Raw genomic sequence first — 19,146 nt, forward strand, 5'->3', positions numbered from 1 at the left:
CGCAACAACGGCCTTGCACCTCTTGAAATGAGGAACAAGGCCGTCGCTTAAATCTTTTATTATTTCATTGTCCACTTGACAGGGAGCAGTTCAGTTCTAGCTACTGAATAAGGAGCTACTATCTCTATAAAAATATGTAAAAATAGAATCGAAAAATAATTGATTAAAAAGGCTTTACAAAGCCTTTTTTCTGTGTTATACTGTTCCTTGTGTGAAATAGCAGCAGAGGAATATGAAGCTCGTCAACAGGTACTTTGAAATAGAAGTAACCTTAGCTGTTTGGGCGAAGGGTATCTGCACGAATCAGGATTTCTCAAGGACTATTTCCATAAAAAATTTTTTATGGAGGACATTACTATGTCACGTTATACAGGACCATCTTGGAAACAAGCTCGTCGCCTTGGTTTGTCACTTACAGGTACAGGTAAAGAGCTTGCTCGTCGTAACTATGTACCAGGTCAACACGGCCCAAACAACCGTAGCAAATTATCCGAATACGGTTTGCAATTGGCTGAGAAACAAAAACTTCGCTTCTCTTATGGTGTAGGTGAAAAGCAATTCCGTAACTTGTTCGTACAAGCTACTAAAATTAAAGGCGGAATCCTTGGTTTCAACTTCATGCTTCTTCTTGAGCGTCGTTTGGACAACGTTGTCTACCGCTTGGGTCTTGCAACTACTCGTCGTCAAGCGCGTCAATTTGTAAACCATGGTCACATCCTTGTTGATGGAAAACGTGTTGATATCCCTAGCTACCGTGTTGAAGTTGGTCAAGTGATCTCTGTTCGTGAGAAATCAATGAAGGTTCCTGCTATCCTTGAAGCTGTTGAAGCAACTCTTGGACGTCCAGCTTTCGTATCATTTGATGCTGACAAATTGGAAGGTTCATTAACTCGCCTTCCAGAGCGCGATGAGATCAATCCAGAAATTAACGAAGCACTTGTCGTTGAGTTCTACAACAAAATGCTTTAATGTTAAGATATATCGTACAGAAAGCCTACAACAGTGGGCTTTTTCTACTTTCTTTATCTACTAGGTATGATTTTTTGACATCGTAGACGATATGGCTAGAAGTTCAGATGAACTGTTTGTGAAAAAAGTTACAAAAAACTATTGCAACCGATTATTAAATAGGGTAAAATAGGACAGTAACCAAAAGAAAAGGAGAAGGTTTATTATGAAGAAGAGAGTTTGGCTAGGTGCCTTACTTAGTTTGCTTGTGGCGATCTTCTTAGTTGCTTGTGGAAGTAAATCAACCAATACAACAGAGTCGTCAACTTCTGCTTCGTCTTCTAAGGCAGAAGCTGTTTCAGGAGCATCAGAGAAGGTCTATACAGATCCAGCAGAGTTGAAAGATAGGTATGATGTTGTCATCATCGGTTCAGGTGGTGCTGGTATGGCTGCTGCAGTTTCTGCCCATGATGCAGGAGCGAGTGTAGCGGTTCTTGAAAAAATGGGAGAAGTAGGTGGTAATACTGCAAAATCATCTGCAGGTATGAATGCTTCTCAAACAAAATTCCAAGATAAAGAAGGAATCAAAGATTCAAACGACAAATTCTATGAAGAAACCCTTAAAGGTGGTGGTGGAACAAACGATCCAGAATTGCTCCGCTACTTGGTAGATAACTCTGCATCTGCTATTGACTGGTTAGATGGGATGGGGATTACCCTTAGTAATATCACAACTACTGGTGGTATGAGTGAAAAACGTACTCACCGTCCAGCAGATGGATCAGCAGTTGGTGGTTATCTTGTGACTGGTCTTTACCATAACTTGGTAGAACGTAAGATTCCAATGTTCGTCAATGCAGATGTGACAAATCTTGAAGAAAAAGATGGTACGATTTCAGGCGTTGAAGTAATGATTGATGGTAAAACCAAGAAAGTTGGGGCAAAAGCTGTCGTCATTGCGACAGGCGGTTTCGGTGCGGATTTAGACAAGGTTGCACAGTTAAATCCAAACTTAAAAGGATATGTAACAACAAATCAAGCTGGTTCAACTGGTGATGGGATTGCTCTTGCAGAAGCAAAGGGTGCTGCAACAGTTGACATGGAGCAAATCCAAATTCACCCAACTGTAGAACAAGAAAAATCTTACTTGATTACAGAAGCCATTCGTGGTGAAGGGGCTATCTTGGTTAACTCAAAAGGTGAACGTTTCTTCAATGAATTGGAAACTCGTGATAAAGTTTCTGCAGCAATTAACAGCCTAGAGCCAAATTATGCTTACGTAGTTTTTGATTCAGCTTTGAAAGATCGTGTAAAAGCGATTGCTCAATATGAGAAAAAAGGTCTTGTGAAATCAGGTGAAACAGTAGCAGATCTTGCAAAAGCTATTGATGTTCCAGCAGATGCCTTGCAAACAACCTTGGACACATGGAATAAGGCTGTAGCGGATAAAAATGATGCAGCATTTGGTCGTTCAAGTGGTATGGACAGCGCTCTAGATACAGCTCCTTATTATGCAATCAAAATCGCACCAGGAGTACACCACACAATGGGTGGTCTTAAAATCAATACCAATACAGAAGTGTTGAATAAAGAAGGTCAAGCAATCCCAGGTCTTTACGCTGCTGGTGAAGTGACAGGTGGTGTCCATGGTAAGAACCGTATTGGTGGTAACGCCGTAGCAGATATTATCGTATTTGGTCGCCAAGCTGGTGAGCAATCTGCGAAATTTGTCAAAAAATAATCCATAAAGGAGTTGAGGAAGTAGTATCCTCGACTTCTTTTTTGATGTGATGCTTCTGGTGGAGAGTAATGAATCATTCCTCAAAATGTATATGAAAATTCCAACCTTTAGGCTTGGTTTGAAATGGTAGAAAGAGAAATGTAGTTGTATCCACAAGTTATCCACAATTTGTGGAAAAGTCCTGAGATAGTAGAATAGAGCGAGGGAGCTAGCTAATCCTGTTCTGTTAAAGGAGAGCGTGGTTGGTGACTATCAAATAGGAGGTGAAGTATAGAGCTCCAAGCCTATTCACAGAAAATAGGCAACGATAGAGAGCCTTTGCACCAAACTAGGCTACCGACAGCAACTTTCCTAAAATTGTGGTAAAATAATAAAAAATCTGCTAGTTCAGTAGTAGATATGGTTTTTTAGTACTAGGTAAGGGAGCTATAGTATACCTATATATTAGGGTAGAAGTTTCGGCTTTAGCTGATGATAGCTGTGGTTACCTTTAACTATAGCACTAAAAAACGACACTCATTGATAGGGAGTAGGAGATGACCTTATTAAGTATTGCAATTCCTAGTTATAATGCACAAGACTACCTTCGGTATGCTGTAACATCGCTGGTTGTAGGTGGAAATCAAGTTGAAATTTTGATTATCAATGATGGCTCAAGTGACCGAACGCAAGAAATAGCTGAGCAGCTAGCTGCTCAGTATGCGAATGTTCGGGCTATTTATCAAGAAAATAAGGGGCATGGAGGTGCAGTAAATACCGGTATCCATGAAGCTCGAGGACGTTATTTTAAGGTGGTAGATAGCGATGACTGGGTGGATACTAGAGCCTATCTGAAGATTCTTGAAAAGCTGGCCGATTTAGAAGCAGAAGGGCAGTCGGTTGATGCTTTTATTTCAAATTTTGTCTATGAAAAAGCAGGACAATCCCGCAAAAAAAGTATGGACTACCAGAATGTTCTACCGATGAATCGGATATTCACTTGGGATAATGTCGGTGCCTTTTCCAAGGGGCAATATATGATGATGCACTCGCTTATCTATCGGACAGACTTATTGAGAGAAGTAGATTTGGTCTTGCCAGAGCACACTTTTTATGTGGACAATATTTTTGTCTTTACGCCTCTCCAAGCGGTTGAAACCATGTATTACCTACCCGTTGATTTTTACCGTTATTTCATCGGACGAGATGACCAATCCGTCAATGAATCGGTTATGATTAAGCGGATTGACCAACAGCTTAAGGTCAACCGAATTTTAGTGGATAGTCTGGATTTAGATGCGATTCATCAGCCAGATTTGCGTAGTTATTTGCTCAACCATGTGGAAATTACGACGATTATTTCTTGTGCCTTACTGAATCGAGGTGGGACGGCTGAGCATATGATGAAAAAGCAGGAATTGTGGCAGTATATTCAAGAACATAATCCAGCCCTTTTTAAGATTGTACGAAATGGCTTATTGGGTCAGTTGACCAACTTATATGGCTATCCGGGGCGGAAGATTTCAAATGCTGTTTACAAGATTGCAAAGAGTATTTATGGATTTAATTGATAGGAGAAGATGGTGCAAGAATTGGGAAAGACTAAACGAGAGGTATCACGGATTGCCTTAGGTTGTATGCGTATGGCAAGTTTAGATAACAAAGAAGCCCAGATACTTATAAAGACAGCTTTGGAACAAGGCATTACCTTTTTTGACCATGCTGATATTTATGGAGCTGGTGCGTCGGAGTGTCGCTTTGCAGCAGCTCTGAAAGAGTTAGGGGTAGCTCGTGAAGAGATCCTCCTCCAGTCCAAGTGTGGTATCCGCAAGGGCTATTTTGATTTTTCAAAAGAGCATATCATGCGTTCTGTAGACGGTATTCTCTCACGTTTAGAAACTGATTATCTAGATGTCCTAGCCCTCCATCGTCCAGATGCCTTAGTGGAGCCAGAAGAGGTAGCAGATGCTTTTTCAGAGTTGAAAAAAGCAGGCAAGGTTCGCTATTTTGGTGTTAGCAACCACAATGCTTATCAAATTGAATTGCTCCAGTCCTATTTAGAAGAACCCTTGGTGGTCAACCAGTTGCAGTTGTCCCCTGCACACACACCATTGATTGATGCGGGTCTGCATGTCAATATGAAAGAATCAGCGGCAACGGTTCGGGACGGTAGTGTCTTGGATTATTGCAGGTTGAAAAACATGACCATTCAGGCTTGGTCGCCTTTTTTGATTGATTTACAAAAAGGGATTTTTGTAAATCACCCAGATTATGACCAGCTCAATCAGACAATCGAGCGTTTGGCAGATCAATATCAGGTTTCACGTGAAGCAATTATTGTTGCCTGGATCATGCGCCATCCAGCCAAGATTCAGACCATTGTAGGAACGATGCGTCCAGAACGGTTGGAAAGAATTGTAGAAGCAGAAAAGATAGTGCTCACTCGACCGGAATGGTATGAGATTTACACGAGTGCAGGAAACAGTCTACCTTAAACATCAGTCGATAACAGAGGGAGTCAAAGAGGGGGTTAAGCTCCTTTTCGATTGAGCAAGGATTTTCGAGAAAATTCACTCGAATTGTTCCCGATTTGCTCGCTTTTGTGATAGAATAGTTAGGTATAAACTAGGAACAAATGGAGTGCTGGGGTGTCTGTTTTCACTTCAGGTTTAAAAACTAGCGGAGAGAGGAAAATATGAAACGTTCGATGTATGCAGGATGTGTTCGTAAAGAGCATCTTGGTCAAGAAATTACTTTGAAAGGTTGGGTTGGTCGCCGTCGTGATCTGGGTGGCTTAATCTTCATTGATTTGCGAGATCGTGAAGGAATCATGCAGTTGGTTATCAATCCTGAGACTGTATCAAATGACTTGATGGCACAGGCTGAAAAAGTGCGGAGCGAATTTGTCCTTGAGGTGACAGGACAAGTTGTAGCACGCCAACAGGCAAATCCTAATCTGCCAACCGGTGAAGTAGAGTTGCAGGTATCTAGCTTGACTATTTTAAATACGGCTAAGACAACTCCATTTGAAATTAAGGACGGAATTGAAGTGAGCGATGATACGCGCCTTCGGTACCGTTATTTGGATTTACGTCGCCCTGAGATGTTGGCTAATTTTAAATTACGGGCTGCAGTAACGCATAGTATCCGAAACTATCTAGATGAACTGGACTTTATTGATGTAGAAACTCCTATGTTGGCTAAGTCTACCCCTGAAGGGGCACGTGATTACTTGGTGCCAAGCCGTATTAGCAAGGGACATTTTTATGCCTTACCACAAAGCCCGCAGATTACCAAACAATTATTGATGAATGCAGGTTTTGATCGCTATTATCAAATTGTGAAATGCTTCCGTGATGAAGACTTGCGGGGGGATCGTCAACCTGAGTTTACACAAGTTGACTTGGAGACGTCATTTTTGTCGGAACAAGAAATCCAAGATCTAGTAGAGGGCTTGCTTGCACGTGTTATGAAAGAGACGAAAGGGATAGAGGTGAGCTTGCCATTCCCACGTATGAGTTACGACCATGCCATGAATGTTTACGGTAGCGATAAGCCGGACACCCGCTTTGAGATGCTCTTGCAAGACTTGACAGGTCTTGTCAAGGAGCTTGACTTTAAAGTCTTTTCAGAAGCAGGAGCTGTTAAGGCTATTGTTGTTAAAGATGCCGCAGCTGATTATTCCCGCAAAGATATTGATAAATTGACGGATTATGCGAAACAATTCGGAGCAAAAGGTCTCGCTTGGATTAAGGTTGTAAATGGAGAGTTGACAGGTCCGATTGCTAAATTCTTGACAGATATTGCCAGTAAGTTGACAGAAACATTACAGTTGCTGGATAATGATTTGGTCTTATTTGTTGCAGATGAGTTGGAAGTCGTCAACAATACGCTTGGAGCTCTTCGAACTCGTCTTGGAAAAGAACAGGATCTGATTGATGAAAGTCAGTTTAACTTCCTGTGGGTTGTTGACTGGCCAATGTTTGAATGGTCAGAGGAAGAGAGTCGCTTTATGAGCGCCCACCATCCATTCACACTGCCGACTGAAGAATCAGCCCATCATCTAGAAGGGCATTTGGCAAATGTTCGTGCAGTTGCCTATGATATTGTCTTAAATGGTTATGAGTTGGGAGGAGGAAGCCTCCGAATCAATCAAAAGGAGTTACAAGAGCGTATGTTTAAAGCACTTGGTTTTAGTGCTGAACAGGCTTATGAACAATTTGGTTTTCTTTTGGAAGCTATGGACTATGGTTTCCCTCCACATGGTGGACTAGCGCTTGGCTTGGATCGCTTGGTGATGCTTTTAGCAGGTAAGGATAATATTCGTGAAGTGATTGCCTTTCCGAAGAATAATAAGGCAAGTGACCCAATGACTCAAGCTCCAAGCATGGTGGCTGATAGCCAATTAGAAGAATTAGCGCTTCATATCCAAACAACGAATGAATAAGTATTTTAGAAAACTTCGGATTCAATTTTTGAGAAAGGCTAGACGGAATCGTTTTTGGTCTATTATCTCCAGTATCTCACGGGAACGGTATGCTGAGCGTATTTCAGGATCAATTATCTATGGAATCTTGTCTAGTATAGCGGTGAACTTCTTTTTTCAGCCAGGACATGTCTACTCATCGGGGGTGACAGGAATTGCGCAGATTGTGTCTGCTATTTCCCTTACCTATTTAGGGGTTAAAATTCCCCTTGCGCTGGTCTATTACGGCTTGAACCTCCCCTTGCTCGTCCTTGCTTGGTACAAGATTGGCAATAAGTTTACCATTTTTACCTTTATCACGGTTACCTTTAGTTCTTTCTTTATCCAGTTTATGCCTCATATTGCCCTGACAACAGACCCAATTGTCAATGCGATTTTTGGAGGGCTTATGCTAGGGACTGGGATTGGTTTTGCCCTTCGTAATAATGTGTCAAGCGGTGGAACAGACATCGTCAGCATCTTGATTCGAAAGAAGACAGGACGTCAGGTAGGGAGCATTTCTTTCATCGTCAATGTCTTGATTATGCTCGTGGCAGGTGTTACCTTTGGTTGGAAATATGCTCTTTATTCCATGATTTCTCTCTTTGTGTGTAGTCAGATGACAGATGTGATTTACGTGAAGCAAAAGCGCATGCAAGCGATGATTATCACTAGCCATCCTGAGCGTGTCATCAAGATGATTCAAAAGAAGTTGCACCGCGGGGTTACCATTATCAACGGTGCAGAAGGTGCCTACAATCATGAGCAGAAGACGGTTCTGATTACCATTATCACACGGGCTGAATTTAATGACTTTAAGGGAATTATGAAAAAGACTGATAAGACCGCCTTTGTATCTGTTGCAGATAATGTCAATATTATTGGACGCTTTGTAGAAGCTGATGACTAATCATCTGTTCGTTGGAAATAGAGAAACGGAGTTTCCACAATCGTTGAAGTAATAAAAGTTACACGAAATGACTATACAAGTGGGAAGTCCCTTGGTGATGCCTATCAATAGTTAGGGGAGTGACTGTCTGCCTGATTTTCAAAATCAGAAATAAGTTCACTCCTCCTATTTTATAATGTTTGAAGGGAGGAGAGATGAAGAAAATATACCTTGTTTACATCAGTTTGAGTGGAAATACAGAAAGCTTTGTAAAACGCTTGACGGCTTTTTTACAATTTCAGTCTGATATGCAGGTGGAGCAGGTTCATGTTAAGGATCTGGTCAAGCAGGATATTCCTTTTTACGAGCTTGATGCACCTTTTGTAGCCTTTTTACCGACCTATTTAGAAGGTGGAAATGGTGTAGATAATGGTGATGTCGAGATTTTAACGATCCCTTTGGGGGATTTTATTGCCTATGGGAATAATGTAGCGAACTGTCTTGGCGTTGTCGGATCTGGAAACCGTAATTTTAATCATCAGTACTGCTTAACAGCCAAACAATATGCTGAACGTTTTGGCTTTCCAGTCCTTGATAATTTTGAACTCCGAGGCCTCAATGATGATATTGAGCGGATAGGAAAAAAAATTATGGACTTGGTCTAATCTATAAAAAAAGTCTCAAACTAGTATTCAACTGGTTTGAGACTTTTTTATAGATTGTCTATATTATAACTCGTTACTTTCTAAGACACAGATACTCTGACCGGCGATGGTGATCTGGTTGCTATCATCAGTCATCGGTGGAAAAGTAAAGCGGACAGACTGTTTTGTTTCTTTTTCGTAGGTAAAATCACTATGGGAGAAGTTGATGATAAACTGAATGTCTTCCCCTTTGGATGTGACTGTATAACGCAGGACATATTCTGTCAACCAATAGAAATGACAGCTTTCTTGAATCGTGTCATATTTGCTCTGGCTTAAGATGGGGTGCTTTCTACGAAAGGCAATTAGGTCACGGATAAATTGAATATGCTCGCGGTAGCGAATTGCTCGTGACCAATCGAGGTGATTGGTGCTATCAGGAATATTATAGGTATTGTCAATTTCATCTTTGGTACGGAAAAATTCTTGTCCGCTGTGGATAAAGGTCATTCCTTGTGAGATGAGAATCAACTGAAGACCAAAGCTAGCTGCACGTTTTTGCTGCTGCGGTGTCCAGTCGGGATTTTCAATGTGGAAATAATCAAAAGCAGTTGCATTGTCATGGCATTCAATGTAGTTAACAGACTGCTCTGGGTTGAGGAAGTGGCTGAAGCGGCTTCCTGTGAGCAAATGTTGAATTTTCTCATGGAGCTGTTTCTCCACCAAACGCTGTGGATTTAGTAAGACTTTTTTAATAGTATCACGGTAATCATCATTGAAAAAGGCAAGTCTTGGTAGTTTCTCAGCATTGTATTGATGTGCCAACTGGTCAAAGTCAAGACCTGTTGCCATTTTCCAACCCTCTCCATAGAGATAAATATTGTCATGAATGGTGCGCAATTCTGCTTCGATCTGCTTCATCGTATCGATATCAAGAATGCCCATGAGGTCAAAGCGGAAACCGTCTAATCCGTAGAGGCTTGCCCATTGACGGAGGGATTGTTTGATGTAGTTACGGACCATGCTACGTTCGCTTGCTACATCGTTTCCACAAAAGGTGCCATCTGTACGAAGCCCATTTTCTTGATAACGATAGAAATATCCGGGAACGATACGTTCAAAGGCATATTCTTCTGCATGGTAAACATGGTTGTAGACAACATCCATAATGACACTAATGTCAGCATCGTGATAGGCTTGAATAGCAGTTTGCAATTCGCAAATCCGTGCGTAAGGGTCGTTTGGCTTACTAGTAAAGGAACCTTCTGGGACGTTGTATTGTACAGGGTCATATCCCCAGTTATACACAGCTTGTGGATAATGTTCGTCGACACTTCCAAAATCATAGATCGGCATGAGTTGGATATGGGTCACGCCAAGTTCCCTGATATAGTCCATACCAAGGGCAATCCCTTTTTGTCGAGGTGACTCCGTTAAGCCAAGGAATTGACTGGTATGTTTGAATCCTGCGCTTGCTTGTTGAGAGAAGTCACGGACACTCATTTCATAGATAACGGCTTGTGCAGGTGGTACTTGCGTGCGTGCACGGCGGGGAGTTGAGAGTTTTGCAGGATTGATCACGTAGCTATCTCCTGCATTTGCTTGAGAAGAAAGGGCATAGGGATCGTGGACGGAGATCCATTGTCCGTTGACCTTGTGGAGGTAGTGGTAGCTAGAGCCGTCTAGGTCACCTGCTACTGTTACTTGCCAGACCCCCTTTTCCTGCTTGTTCATTGCGTGGGGCGTGCCGTCAAGAACCAAAAAAACGGCTTTTGAAATGGGTGCCCAGAGTTTGAATTGGGTTTCGGTAGGGCTGTAGTGAGCTCCTAAATCTTGACCGTCATAGGTAAAGGTCTGATCAAATAGACTAGAGCGGACAATTTTTCCGTAGGCTAATTCAGTTGCATTTCGATCCTGATCGTAAATGGTATAGGTGCCCGTTAGGCTTAGTGAGTGAGGACTAGAGAGGTGATAGACCACCAGTTCCTCTTCTTCAGTGCGACTGTGGATAACAAGTTTCTCTTCATTGTCAGAGGCAATATGAAAGACCATGTCAGGATGGTCGAAGCGTTTTTCAAGAAGAATCCGGATGCTTGCCTCATCATCAAGATAGGCTTTAAATTGTCGTAAGGCCATGAGCCAAAAGTTCCTTTCTTAAAGTTCAGTAATAGTGTGTTGAATGACACGACGATAGCAGATCTGCTTGTTTTCCTTGCTATCATTGATAATCTGAAGGAGGGTGTCGCAGGCGACCCGCCCTAATTGAATGGCATGCACATCGACGTAGGCGTCAATTGCGAGTTTTGGTTTGACAGAGTCAAAGGAAATAATGGGGAGCTCTACCTTGATTTCGTTGAGATAATGCAGGATTCCCTCTGCTACCATAGTATCGGTTGTAACAATAGCATCTGGTTTTTGTTTCATGAGTTTTTTCATGACCTTGTAACTACTGTCTTCTAGGAGGAAGCCAGAGCTGAATTTGACCTTGCTGTCATCAAGAGGAATATGGTAGGCTTTAAGAGCTTTTTTATAGCCTTTATAGCGATCTTGCGAGACGACAAGTTCCTTGTTTCCAGCTACAAAAGCGAGATTTTTATACCCTTTTTGGATGAAGTAACTGGTCGCTTCAAAACCGGCTTGAATATTGTCATTATCTACCAAGGAGATAAAGGGTGAAGCAGCCTTTCCTAAGATAAGAAATGGAAAATTGTGTTGAATGGCTAGTTGTACCAATGGGTCATCTGGCTTAGAATAAAGGAAGATTAAGCCGTCAACCCGCCTGCCGTATACCATCTGGGAAATAGCTTCTAGCCGTTGTTTTTCATCTTTTCCGGTGCTGATTTGAATGGCGTAATTATGATCAGCGGCTACCTGTGAGATACCCCGTAATGCCGTTGGAAAAAATGGATTTTGATAGAAAATATCTGAATCATCTGGTAGAACTAACCCAATGACTTGGCTATAGCTACTAACCAAGCTACGGGCATTGAGATTGGGGTGGTAATTGAGTTCTGCCATGGCCTTGCGGACACTGTCCTTGGTTTTTTGGCTAATGGCAGAACTATTCTGGATAACCCGAGTAACAGTTGAGGGGGAGACCCCTGCTAATTTTGCAACGTCTTTGATGGTAGCACGCATACAGACCTCCTAAGTATGATCCCTGAATTTTGTAGTAAAAAACACCCAGAGTAAGACAAGTACAAATGAGCTATTTTGTACGGTGATTACGGTTGTTACTGTTTGACCAAATAGACCGATAATACAAGCCATAATCGTTGGCAAACCGAGACAGTTGAGGGCTAGATTATAGCACTCTTTAACGGATTGTAGATGAAAGAGTGTCGATTTCTTCGTTAGGTAGAGGAAGAAGGTTGCTCCAAGAAGAATAAAGAGCAGGTTCACACCTAAGAGAAAGGCAGACATGAGGATAAGGACGAGCTGAATTGGCAGTCGATTTTGCTGGTACCATGCCTTGGAAATGGTGGCTGTCAAGACTTGTTTATTTTGGAAGCTACTTGTATCGAATCCTTGATAAGTGATCTCTGCCAAGGGTGTTTTCCCTTTCCGAATGATTAGCTGTTCAGTATCGAATTGATAGGTGAAACCATTCCCCTGGGGGATTTCTTTTCCAAACGCAATCTCTTGACTACCTGCCGTTCCTGTATAGGTCAACTGACCGTCTACAAACTGGCTATGTTGTGCTAAATCTGTTACAACCTGTACTGTTAGGGGGTCATAAATCCCATCGATGATATTCTCTAGCGGGTAGGTAGTTAATTGAGTGGTTTGTAAAGAGGAGGGAATGACCAAAAGAGCAATCAGAAAAACAGTTGTAAACAAGCGTTGAAAAAGGGTCATCGCATGACGGTTGGCAAACATCTTTTGCGGTTTTACAATGCTTGAAAAATAAGAAAAGGGGTAGGGTAACATGGGAATCCTCATTTCTACGGTCTGTTTGATAGGAGTAGCTCGCTCTAGCACTGGGAAATCATTACTATTTCTCAGTATTGGTATTTTCATCGGCTGTACGAAGGTATGCTATCTGTCATGCTTGAATCTCGAATTTCAAAAGGCTGTGTCTAACTATTTTGGGCTCTTGATAGGGGATAGTCCCTATCGATCCATGTAAGCTGGCACATTCTCCAGTCTAGGAAACACGATGGATAGTTGTTCAGGATATTTATACCCGTCAAAAATTAAATTCTGACCTTATTGTTGGTCTTGCTGAAGCGCATTTCTATCTGCAGTTTTGTAGCCTCGTAGGCTTTTGATTTTTTATAGAGTACATCACTTGGTCTCTTCCTACTTTACTCATTTCTGTGGTCATAAGAAAAGGTGGGACAAAGATTATCCCTTGTCACCACCACTTGTTAAACCAGACACAAAGTTCTTTTGTAGGAAGAAGAAGAGGGTACAGATTGGCAGAGCAATGAGAATTGCGCCAGCTGCGAAGTATGCGATTTTCAAGTTTTTTGCATCATTGACAAAGGTCTGCAGACCAACGGCAACGGTATAGTATTCTTTTTCACGAAGCAAGAACTTAGATAAGATGTAATCGCCAAATGGTCCCATAAATGCCCAAAGCGCTTGTACTGCAATCATTGGACGTACGAGGGGAAGAACGATTTGCCAGAAGCGTCTAAAGTGTCCAGCACCGTCTAGTTTTGCCGATTCATCAAGAGAAATCGGTACCGTATCAAAGTAGCCTTTCATCAGCCAAGCGTTCATTGGGATTCCACCACCAACATAAAGGAAGATGAGGAACCAGCTTTGGTTAAGGGCATTGAGCATTAAGGCCATGACGAAGAAAGCCGTAAGGGCAGCCATGGTTGGTACCATTTGGATAATCAAGAAGAAGACCAAACTTTGCTTACGAGCGAGGAAATTGTAACGGCTATAGGCGTATCCTGCTAGTACCACTATACTGGTTTGGACAAGCATTGTCAAGAGGGCAATTCCTAAAGTATTGAGATACCAGGTGCCATAGAGGGTCTCACTGAAGAGTTTGCTAAAATTCTCTAGGGTAAAATGGATATTTCCGTCTAACTTGAATGCCACAACATTGCCTGATTTGAATGCAGAGGTAATGGTAATCAAGAGTGGATAGATAATCACGACAGATAAGACAATCAAATAGAGATAAGTCAAGGTCTGACTGAGACGACGTTTAAATTTTACAGAAAGTTTCATCTTAGACATCCTCCATATCAAAGGCATTTAATTTTTTGAAGGCAATCATGGAGATACTGATAACAATCATTGAAATAATCAAGGTCACAGCTGCTGCCATTGAATATTGAGGGGCTGTTCCCGTGGTGAGTTTATAGATCCATGAGATAAGGATATCGGTGGATCCAGCCCCACCACCGACACTACCTGGTCCACCGTTGTTAAAGAGGTAGATAATGGAGAAGTTGTTGAAGTTGAAGGTGTATTGACTGATGAGGGTTGGTGCAGCAACCGCAAGAATCATTGGGAAGGTGATGTTGTGGAATTTTTGCCAAGGACTAGCCCCATCAATGTATGCTGCCTCGTACAAATCGTTTGGAATGGATTGTAAAATTCCTAAGGTCAATACGTAGATGTAGGGAAAACCAAGCCATGCTTGGATCATAATCAAGGCGACTTTTGTCCAGAAAGGGTCTGTTTTCCATGGAATAAGGAAGTTGTCGATAAATGGCAAAAACTGGCTCAAGAATGGAAGAACCTGTGTGTTAATCGCACCGACACTGTCATTAAACATATTGCTAAAGGTTAAAATGCTCACAAAGGCAGGAACTGCCCAAGGAAGCAAGAAGATCACGCCAAAGATGCGTTTGCCCTTTATAAATGGCTGGTTAGCGACAATAGCTGTCAAAATACCAATCACAATCTGTGCAGTTGAGGCACAGAGAGCCCAAATAATCGTCCATGATAAGACAGAGCCAAAGGCGCTGCGGAAGGTGCTTAGCTGCCAAATGTTGGAGAAGTTGGTTAGTCCCACCCAGTCCAACAAGGCACCCGGAGGTAGATGTTGAAAGTCGTAGTTGGTAAAGGCAATGAGCAGTGTTACCACAACGGGAAAGATAATCGCAAAGGTCATGGCGATGTAAGAAGGAATAATCAAGAGATAAGGAAAACCATTCTCATAGATATTTTGAATCATGCCTTTAAGTGTTGTAGTGACAGGCATACCACTATTCCAACGCTTTGCCGTATCTTTAGCATCTTTCAAATTTAAGATGTAGAAGAAAAGATAGATTGCAATGATAATGAGGTGGAAGGATCCACGGATTAGCATAAAGAGGGAGTTATCACGCCCACGTTGGCTTCCAAGTGTGATGAGATTAGCAATTTCTCCAGAAGCAATGGTGACGAGGTAAAGGAGAAAAGCAATGGTTACTCCGAGGAAAATTCCCCCTTTTGCTTTTTGCTTATTATATAGTTGTCCAAGACCAGGAATCAGGGATAAAAGTAAGGCTTTACTAGGGTTTTGTTGGGCCATCCTAAAATTTCCTTTCTAGTAAGCGATAATAAAGTATCTATTTGGAATAAAAGAGGTTGGGACAAAAGTTCCCGACCTCATTCATTTTTCGTTCATTGGTTTATTGGCCGTATTTTTGTGAAATCGTATCTTCAATCAATTTCACAGCATCGTTTGCTGCTGTTTTGGCATCTTTTTTACCACTTGCGGCTTCAAAGAGCATATTGGCAGCAGGTTCCCAAACGGTACTCATTTCGGAGATGTTTGGAAGTGGTTGTGCAGAAGCGAATTGGGATACAACAGCATTTGTCAACTCATCATTTTGACCAACTGCATATTCACGGGCTTCAGTATTTGCTGGAACTTCGTTTGTCATATCATACAGTGCTTTTTGTTGCTCAGTTGAAGTTAGGTAGTCGACGAATTTTTGTGCCATATCAGGATTTTGTGAGCCAACTGGGATAACCCAGGCTTTACCACCTCCGAACGCTTGGTAATCTTTACCATTGGGAAGGGTTGGAATCGTTGCGACCCCATAGTTTACCTTTGCATCTTTATAAGAAGCTGCTTGCCATGGTCCATCGATAATGGCTGCTGTCTTTCCTTCAGTAAACTGTGTCTTAATCAAGTTTGCAGCAGCAGTGGTATCTTGCAAACCTTGAGGCCACTGATTGTACCATGTTTTTGCGTATTCGATTGCTTTGATTGCACCGTCATTGTTCAACCCAATATCTTTCGGATCTGTACCATTGTCACCAAAGACATAGCCACCGTATCCAGCAAGAAGCCCGTAAGTATAGTAGAAGTTTGTCCAGTCAGCAAGGAAAGCAGTTGTTTTACCATTTTCACCTTCAAAGGCATATTTACTGTCTTTTGCCATTGCTTCTAAGTCAGCAAATGTTTTTGGAGCTTCGGTGATTAAATCTTTGTTGTAGTAAAGAACAAGTGTTTCAATGACAGCTGGTGAACCATACACTTTTCCACCGTTGGTCACAAGCGCTTTAGTTGTATCATCTGTCATGCTGGTTTCGGCAAGTTTTACTTCTGACAACTGACCCTCTGAACCCAGACTACCGACCCGGTCGTATGGAGACATCATCACGTCAGGAGCTGATCCTGATTGGTTGTCAAGAGAAAGGTTCTCAAGTCCTTTAAGGGCATCTCCTGTCTTGACAGTGATTTTGACACCATTGTCTTCTTCGAATTTCTTGGCTGCGGACTCAATGTAGTCTTTGTATCCTTGATCAACATAGACAGTCAATGATTTTCCGTCAGCAGCTGTGTCGTTAGAAGCGGACTTATTTGAAGAACAAGCAGCAAGTACGCTTGATGTAGCAGCAAGAAGAGCGACGCTCTTGAACAATTTGTGTTTCATGTTATCTCCTCCAAGAGTAATGATAATAAGGGGCGAAACGTCTCATTAACGCAAACGTTTGCTTTTCGAGTATCATTATATCGTAAAATGAATGCGTTTGCAAGTCTTTTTATCAAAATTTTTAAAAATTTTGATAAACATATGAGAAACATAGATGAAAGCCCTTATGTATTGATTCGAAAATAGAAAAAATAGATATTATTTTTCAATAAGCCTTGATTTGTTAGCGGTAACATTATATAATATTACCGAGAAAACGTTTGCGGTAATATGCGCAAATAATGACTATATGATTCAAAAGGGGTTAGTGATATGAAAGAACGACAAAGTGGAGTATTGCTTCACATCTCCTCGTTGCCAGGAAAATATGGAATTGGAACCTTTGGGCAATCAGCCTATGACTTTGTTGACTTTTTGGTACGTACCAAGCAACGCTATTGGCAAATTTTACCATTAGGGACAACAAGTTATGGGGATTCGCCTTATCAATCCTTCTCGGCTTTTGCAGGCAATACTCATTTTATTGATTTTGATGTACTGATAGAGGAAGGCTGGTTGGAAGCTGATGAGGTAGAAGGAATTGATTTTGGAGATAATCCGACAGAAGTAGACTATGCTAAGATTTTTTATGGTCGTCGTCCAGTTTTAGAAAAGGTTGTTGCTCGCATGAAGGCGCAAGGCTTACCAGCAGATTACCAGATCTTTTTAGAAGATCAGGCTTCTTGGTTGGATAATTTTGCGGAATATATGGCTATTAAGGAGTATTTTGACCTTAAGGCCTGGACAGAGTGGGAAGATCAGGCTATTCGCCGACGAGAAGCAGCAGCACTAGCCTCTTATCAAGAACAATTGGCAGACCAAATTGACTATCATCGTGTGACCCAGTATTTATTTTTCCGTCAATGGCATGCCTTAAAAAATTACGCCAATAACCGCGGTATTGAGATTGTTGGAGATATGCCAATTTATATTGCCGCAGACTCAGCCGATATGTGGGCTAATCCACAATTTTTTAAGACGGACGAAGAAGGTCGTCCGAGTGTTGTGGCAGGTTGCCCGCCAGATGCTTTTTCAGAGATTGGTCAGCTGTGGGGCAATCCAATTTATGACTGGGATGCGATGAAAGCGAGTGGTTTTTCTTGGTGGATTGCACGCTTGCGTGAGAGCTTTAAATTGTACGATATGGTGAGGATTGACCACTTTATTGGCTTTGCTTCTTTCTGGGAAATTCCAGCAGGCGAGACAACTGCTGTCAATGGTCGTCGTGTTGAAGCGCCAGGATTTGAATTATTCGCAGCTATTAAAGAAGCCTTGGGTGATTTGAATATCATTGCAGAAGATCTGGGTTCTGTGACCGATAAGGTGATAGAATTGCGTGAGACGACAGGTTTCCCAGGTATGAAAGTCTTGCAATTTGCCTTTGATCCCCATGGAGACAGTATTGAAATTCCACACAATCATCGCCGGAATGTCGTTGCTTATACTGGAACACATGATAATAGTACTCTTCGTGGCTGGTATGAAAATGAGATGAGCGATGAAGCCAAGGCATACTTGGATATCTACAGCAATCGTCACCCTGAAGAATCCATCAACCATGCCATGCTCCGCCTACTATTTGGTTCGGTTGCTTTTATGGCTGTTGCGACCATGCAAGATCTACTCGAATTGGATGGTTCAGCACGGATGAATTTACCCAATACACTAGGTGGGAACTGGATATGGCGCATGACAGCAGAGCAACTAACCCCAGAAGTAGAGGCTAACTTGCTTGATTTGACGACAACCTATCGCCGTCAGAATGTAAAACAGGGAGAACAGAGGAAAGAGAGTTGCTAGTGTAGCGCCGTTCACCAGGACATAGGCTATATGAGTATAAAAGCTAAAAAGGTGATACCTGCATTTTGCTAGATAAAAGCGCTTTAAAAATTTTATCAAATGGATTGACAAGCCCGAAATAAAGGAGTATAATCGATTGTAACAAAACAGTCATACAAAAGGAGATAATGGTATGAAAAAACCGATTCATTTATATATTTTGGCAACTCTTTCTGGGATTGCAAGCCTTTTAAGAATTTGGAGCGCCTTCTTTTCTAGCTTTGATGAAGAGACGACTAGAGCTTCATTTGCTGGTCTCCAATCTAATGGGATTGATGTAGATCAGATGGTGAATGTGATGAGAGCAAGTGTTGAATTGGATACAAACGGTATTAACAAAGTTTTGGCAATCATACTATTAGCACTCATCATTGTGACGATTGTTTTCTTGTTCCAAAAGAAGAATGAAACAGCATCTTATACTTATATCGGCTACCTGTTTGGAACCTTAATCCGCTCTACATATGCTTATATTGGTACAAAAGGAATTGCTAACTTGTACACGGACGAATTATTCCGTAAATCTACTGAAGCGGGAGCTATGGGGGCTTACATCTTTTCTATCGTTCTCTTTGCAATCTTCTTCGGCTTGACCGTCTTCTTCTTGGTTCGTAAACCAAAAGAAAAACCGTCTATGGAACAGACAGCAACCGATATTTAACGACTATAAAACTCCTTGAAGATTCAGGCTCTATAATTTCTGTAGTGGGTAAATCCACTGTAGAGATTATGGAGCCTTTTTGAGTATAGAAAAAAAGTCCCAT

Annotated in this window: 15 protein-coding genes; 9 read left to right on the forward strand and 6 right to left on the reverse strand. The window is 41.8% G+C overall.

What is annotated here, in order from left to right; genetic code table 11:
* The first annotated feature begins 357 nt into the window (after window positions 1–357).
* From rpsD to nrdI, 7 genes are all read left to right on the forward strand, one after another.
* Window positions 358–969: a 30S ribosomal protein S4 gene (gene rpsD, locus ACVPON_RS01385; RefSeq protein WP_075105127.1), complete on the forward strand. Its 612-nt coding sequence runs from the start codon at window positions 358–360 to the stop codon at window positions 967–969.
* Window positions 970–1,174: 205 nt separating this feature from the next.
* Window positions 1,175–2,689 (forward strand): flavocytochrome c, encoded by a 1,515-nt coding sequence (locus ACVPON_RS01390; protein WP_462875441.1) that lies wholly within the window; start codon window positions 1,175–1,177, stop codon window positions 2,687–2,689.
* A gap of 536 nt (window positions 2,690–3,225) precedes the next feature.
* Window positions 3,226–4,239 carry a glycosyltransferase family 2 protein gene (locus tag ACVPON_RS01395; protein ID WP_462875443.1) on the forward strand — a complete coding sequence of 338 codons (1,014 nt, stop codon included), beginning with the start codon at window positions 3,226–3,228 and terminating at the stop codon, window positions 4,237–4,239.
* Between the two features lie 9 nt (window positions 4,240–4,248).
* Window positions 4,249–5,163, forward strand: coding sequence for an aldo/keto reductase (locus tag ACVPON_RS01400; protein WP_462875445.1), 915 nt, complete (start codon window positions 4,249–4,251; stop codon window positions 5,161–5,163).
* A gap of 200 nt (window positions 5,164–5,363) precedes the next feature.
* A complete protein-coding gene (gene aspS / locus ACVPON_RS01405; RefSeq protein WP_462875446.1) occupies window positions 5,364–7,115 on the forward strand; it encodes an aspartate--tRNA ligase in 1,752 nt (583 codons plus the stop codon).
* A complete protein-coding gene (locus ACVPON_RS01410) occupies window positions 7,108–8,043 on the forward strand; it encodes a YitT family protein (protein WP_462875448.1) in 936 nt (311 codons plus the stop codon). Before aspS ends, ACVPON_RS01410 begins: the two co-directional genes overlap by 8 nt.
* A gap of 194 nt (window positions 8,044–8,237) precedes the next feature.
* The gene (gene nrdI / locus ACVPON_RS01415; protein WP_462875450.1) at window positions 8,238–8,687 is read left to right on the forward strand and encodes a class Ib ribonucleoside-diphosphate reductase assembly flavoprotein NrdI; all 450 of its coding nucleotides are present in this window, start codon (window positions 8,238–8,240) and stop codon (window positions 8,685–8,687) included.
* Between the two features lie 63 nt (window positions 8,688–8,750).
* Here nrdI and pulA read toward each other — a convergent pair whose 3' ends face one another.
* The 6 genes from pulA to ACVPON_RS01445 all read right to left on the reverse strand — a co-directional run bounded on the left by pulA (window position 8,751) and on the right by ACVPON_RS01445 (window position 16,504).
* Complete coding sequence (gene pulA, locus ACVPON_RS01420) at window positions 8,751–10,802, reverse strand: type I pullulanase (RefSeq protein ID WP_462875452.1); 2,052 nt, start codon at window positions 10,800–10,802, stop codon at window positions 8,751–8,753.
* 18 nt (window positions 10,803–10,820) lie between these two features.
* Window positions 10,821–11,804, reverse strand: coding sequence for a LacI family DNA-binding transcriptional regulator (locus ACVPON_RS01425; protein ID WP_462875454.1), 984 nt, complete (start codon window positions 11,802–11,804; stop codon window positions 10,821–10,823).
* A 9-nt stretch (window positions 11,805–11,813) separates the two neighbouring features.
* On the reverse strand, window positions 11,814–12,596 hold the full coding sequence (locus ACVPON_RS01430; RefSeq protein ID WP_462875465.1) for a hypothetical protein: 783 nt from the start codon (window positions 12,594–12,596) through the stop codon (window positions 11,814–11,816).
* Between the two features lie 417 nt (window positions 12,597–13,013).
* Complete coding sequence (locus ACVPON_RS01435) at window positions 13,014–13,856, reverse strand: sugar ABC transporter permease (protein ID WP_462875456.1); 843 nt, start codon at window positions 13,854–13,856, stop codon at window positions 13,014–13,016.
* 1 nt (window position 13,857) lies between these two features.
* On the reverse strand, window positions 13,858–15,150 hold the full coding sequence (locus ACVPON_RS01440) for a carbohydrate ABC transporter permease (protein WP_462875458.1): 1,293 nt from the start codon (window positions 15,148–15,150) through the stop codon (window positions 13,858–13,860).
* Between the two features lie 100 nt (window positions 15,151–15,250).
* Window positions 15,251–16,504, reverse strand: a complete 1,254-nt coding sequence (locus ACVPON_RS01445) for an extracellular solute-binding protein (RefSeq protein WP_462875460.1) — start codon at window positions 16,502–16,504, stop codon at window positions 15,251–15,253.
* Window positions 16,505–16,816: 312 nt separating this feature from the next.
* Here ACVPON_RS01445 and malQ point away from each other — a divergent pair, with 312 nt between their 5' ends.
* Together malQ and ACVPON_RS01455 are read left to right on the forward strand one after the other, a co-directional pair.
* Window positions 16,817–18,343, forward strand: a complete 1,527-nt coding sequence (malQ, locus tag ACVPON_RS01450) for a 4-alpha-glucanotransferase (RefSeq protein WP_462875461.1) — start codon at window positions 16,817–16,819, stop codon at window positions 18,341–18,343.
* A 172-nt stretch (window positions 18,344–18,515) separates the two neighbouring features.
* Window positions 18,516–19,043, forward strand: coding sequence for an ABC transporter permease (locus ACVPON_RS01455; protein ID WP_462875463.1), 528 nt, complete (start codon window positions 18,516–18,518; stop codon window positions 19,041–19,043).
* The last annotated feature ends 103 nt before the right edge of the window (window positions 19,044–19,146 follow it).

The organism is Streptococcus sp. 1F3 (assembly GCF_054968985.1).

Coding starts and splice junctions, on each gene's coding strand:
- aspS (WP_462875446.1), top strand. CDS start 5,364: ATGAAACGTTCGATGTATGCAGGATGTGTTCGTAAAGAGCATCTTGGT.
- rpsD (WP_075105127.1), top strand. CDS start 358: ATGTCACGTTATACAGGACCATCTTGGAAACAAGCTCGTCGCCTTGGT.
- ACVPON_RS01455 (WP_462875463.1), top strand. CDS start 18,516: ATGAAAAAACCGATTCATTTATATATTTTGGCAACTCTTTCTGGGATT.
- pulA (WP_462875452.1), bottom strand. CDS start 10,802: ATGGCCTTACGACAATTTAAAGCCTATCTTGATGATGAGGCAAGCATC.
- ACVPON_RS01390 (WP_462875441.1), top strand. CDS start 1,175: ATGAAGAAGAGAGTTTGGCTAGGTGCCTTACTTAGTTTGCTTGTGGCG.
- ACVPON_RS01400 (WP_462875445.1), top strand. CDS start 4,249: ATGGTGCAAGAATTGGGAAAGACTAAACGAGAGGTATCACGGATTGCC.
- ACVPON_RS01395 (WP_462875443.1), top strand. CDS start 3,226: ATGACCTTATTAAGTATTGCAATTCCTAGTTATAATGCACAAGACTAC.
- ACVPON_RS01445 (WP_462875460.1), bottom strand. CDS start 16,504: ATGAAACACAAATTGTTCAAGAGCGTCGCTCTTCTTGCTGCTACATCA.
- ACVPON_RS01440 (WP_462875458.1), bottom strand. CDS start 15,150: ATGGCCCAACAAAACCCTAGTAAAGCCTTACTTTTATCCCTGATTCCT.
- ACVPON_RS01430 (WP_462875465.1), bottom strand. CDS start 12,596: ATGTTACCCTACCCCTTTTCTTATTTTTCAAGCATTGTAAAACCGCAA.
- ACVPON_RS01410 (WP_462875448.1), top strand. CDS start 7,108: ATGAATAAGTATTTTAGAAAACTTCGGATTCAATTTTTGAGAAAGGCT.
- ACVPON_RS01435 (WP_462875456.1), bottom strand. CDS start 13,856: ATGAAACTTTCTGTAAAATTTAAACGTCGTCTCAGTCAGACCTTGACT.
- malQ (WP_462875461.1), top strand. CDS start 16,817: ATGAAAGAACGACAAAGTGGAGTATTGCTTCACATCTCCTCGTTGCCA.
- ACVPON_RS01425 (WP_462875454.1), bottom strand. CDS start 11,804: ATGCGTGCTACCATCAAAGACGTTGCAAAATTAGCAGGGGTCTCCCCC.
- nrdI (WP_462875450.1), top strand. CDS start 8,238: ATGAAGAAAATATACCTTGTTTACATCAGTTTGAGTGGAAATACAGAA.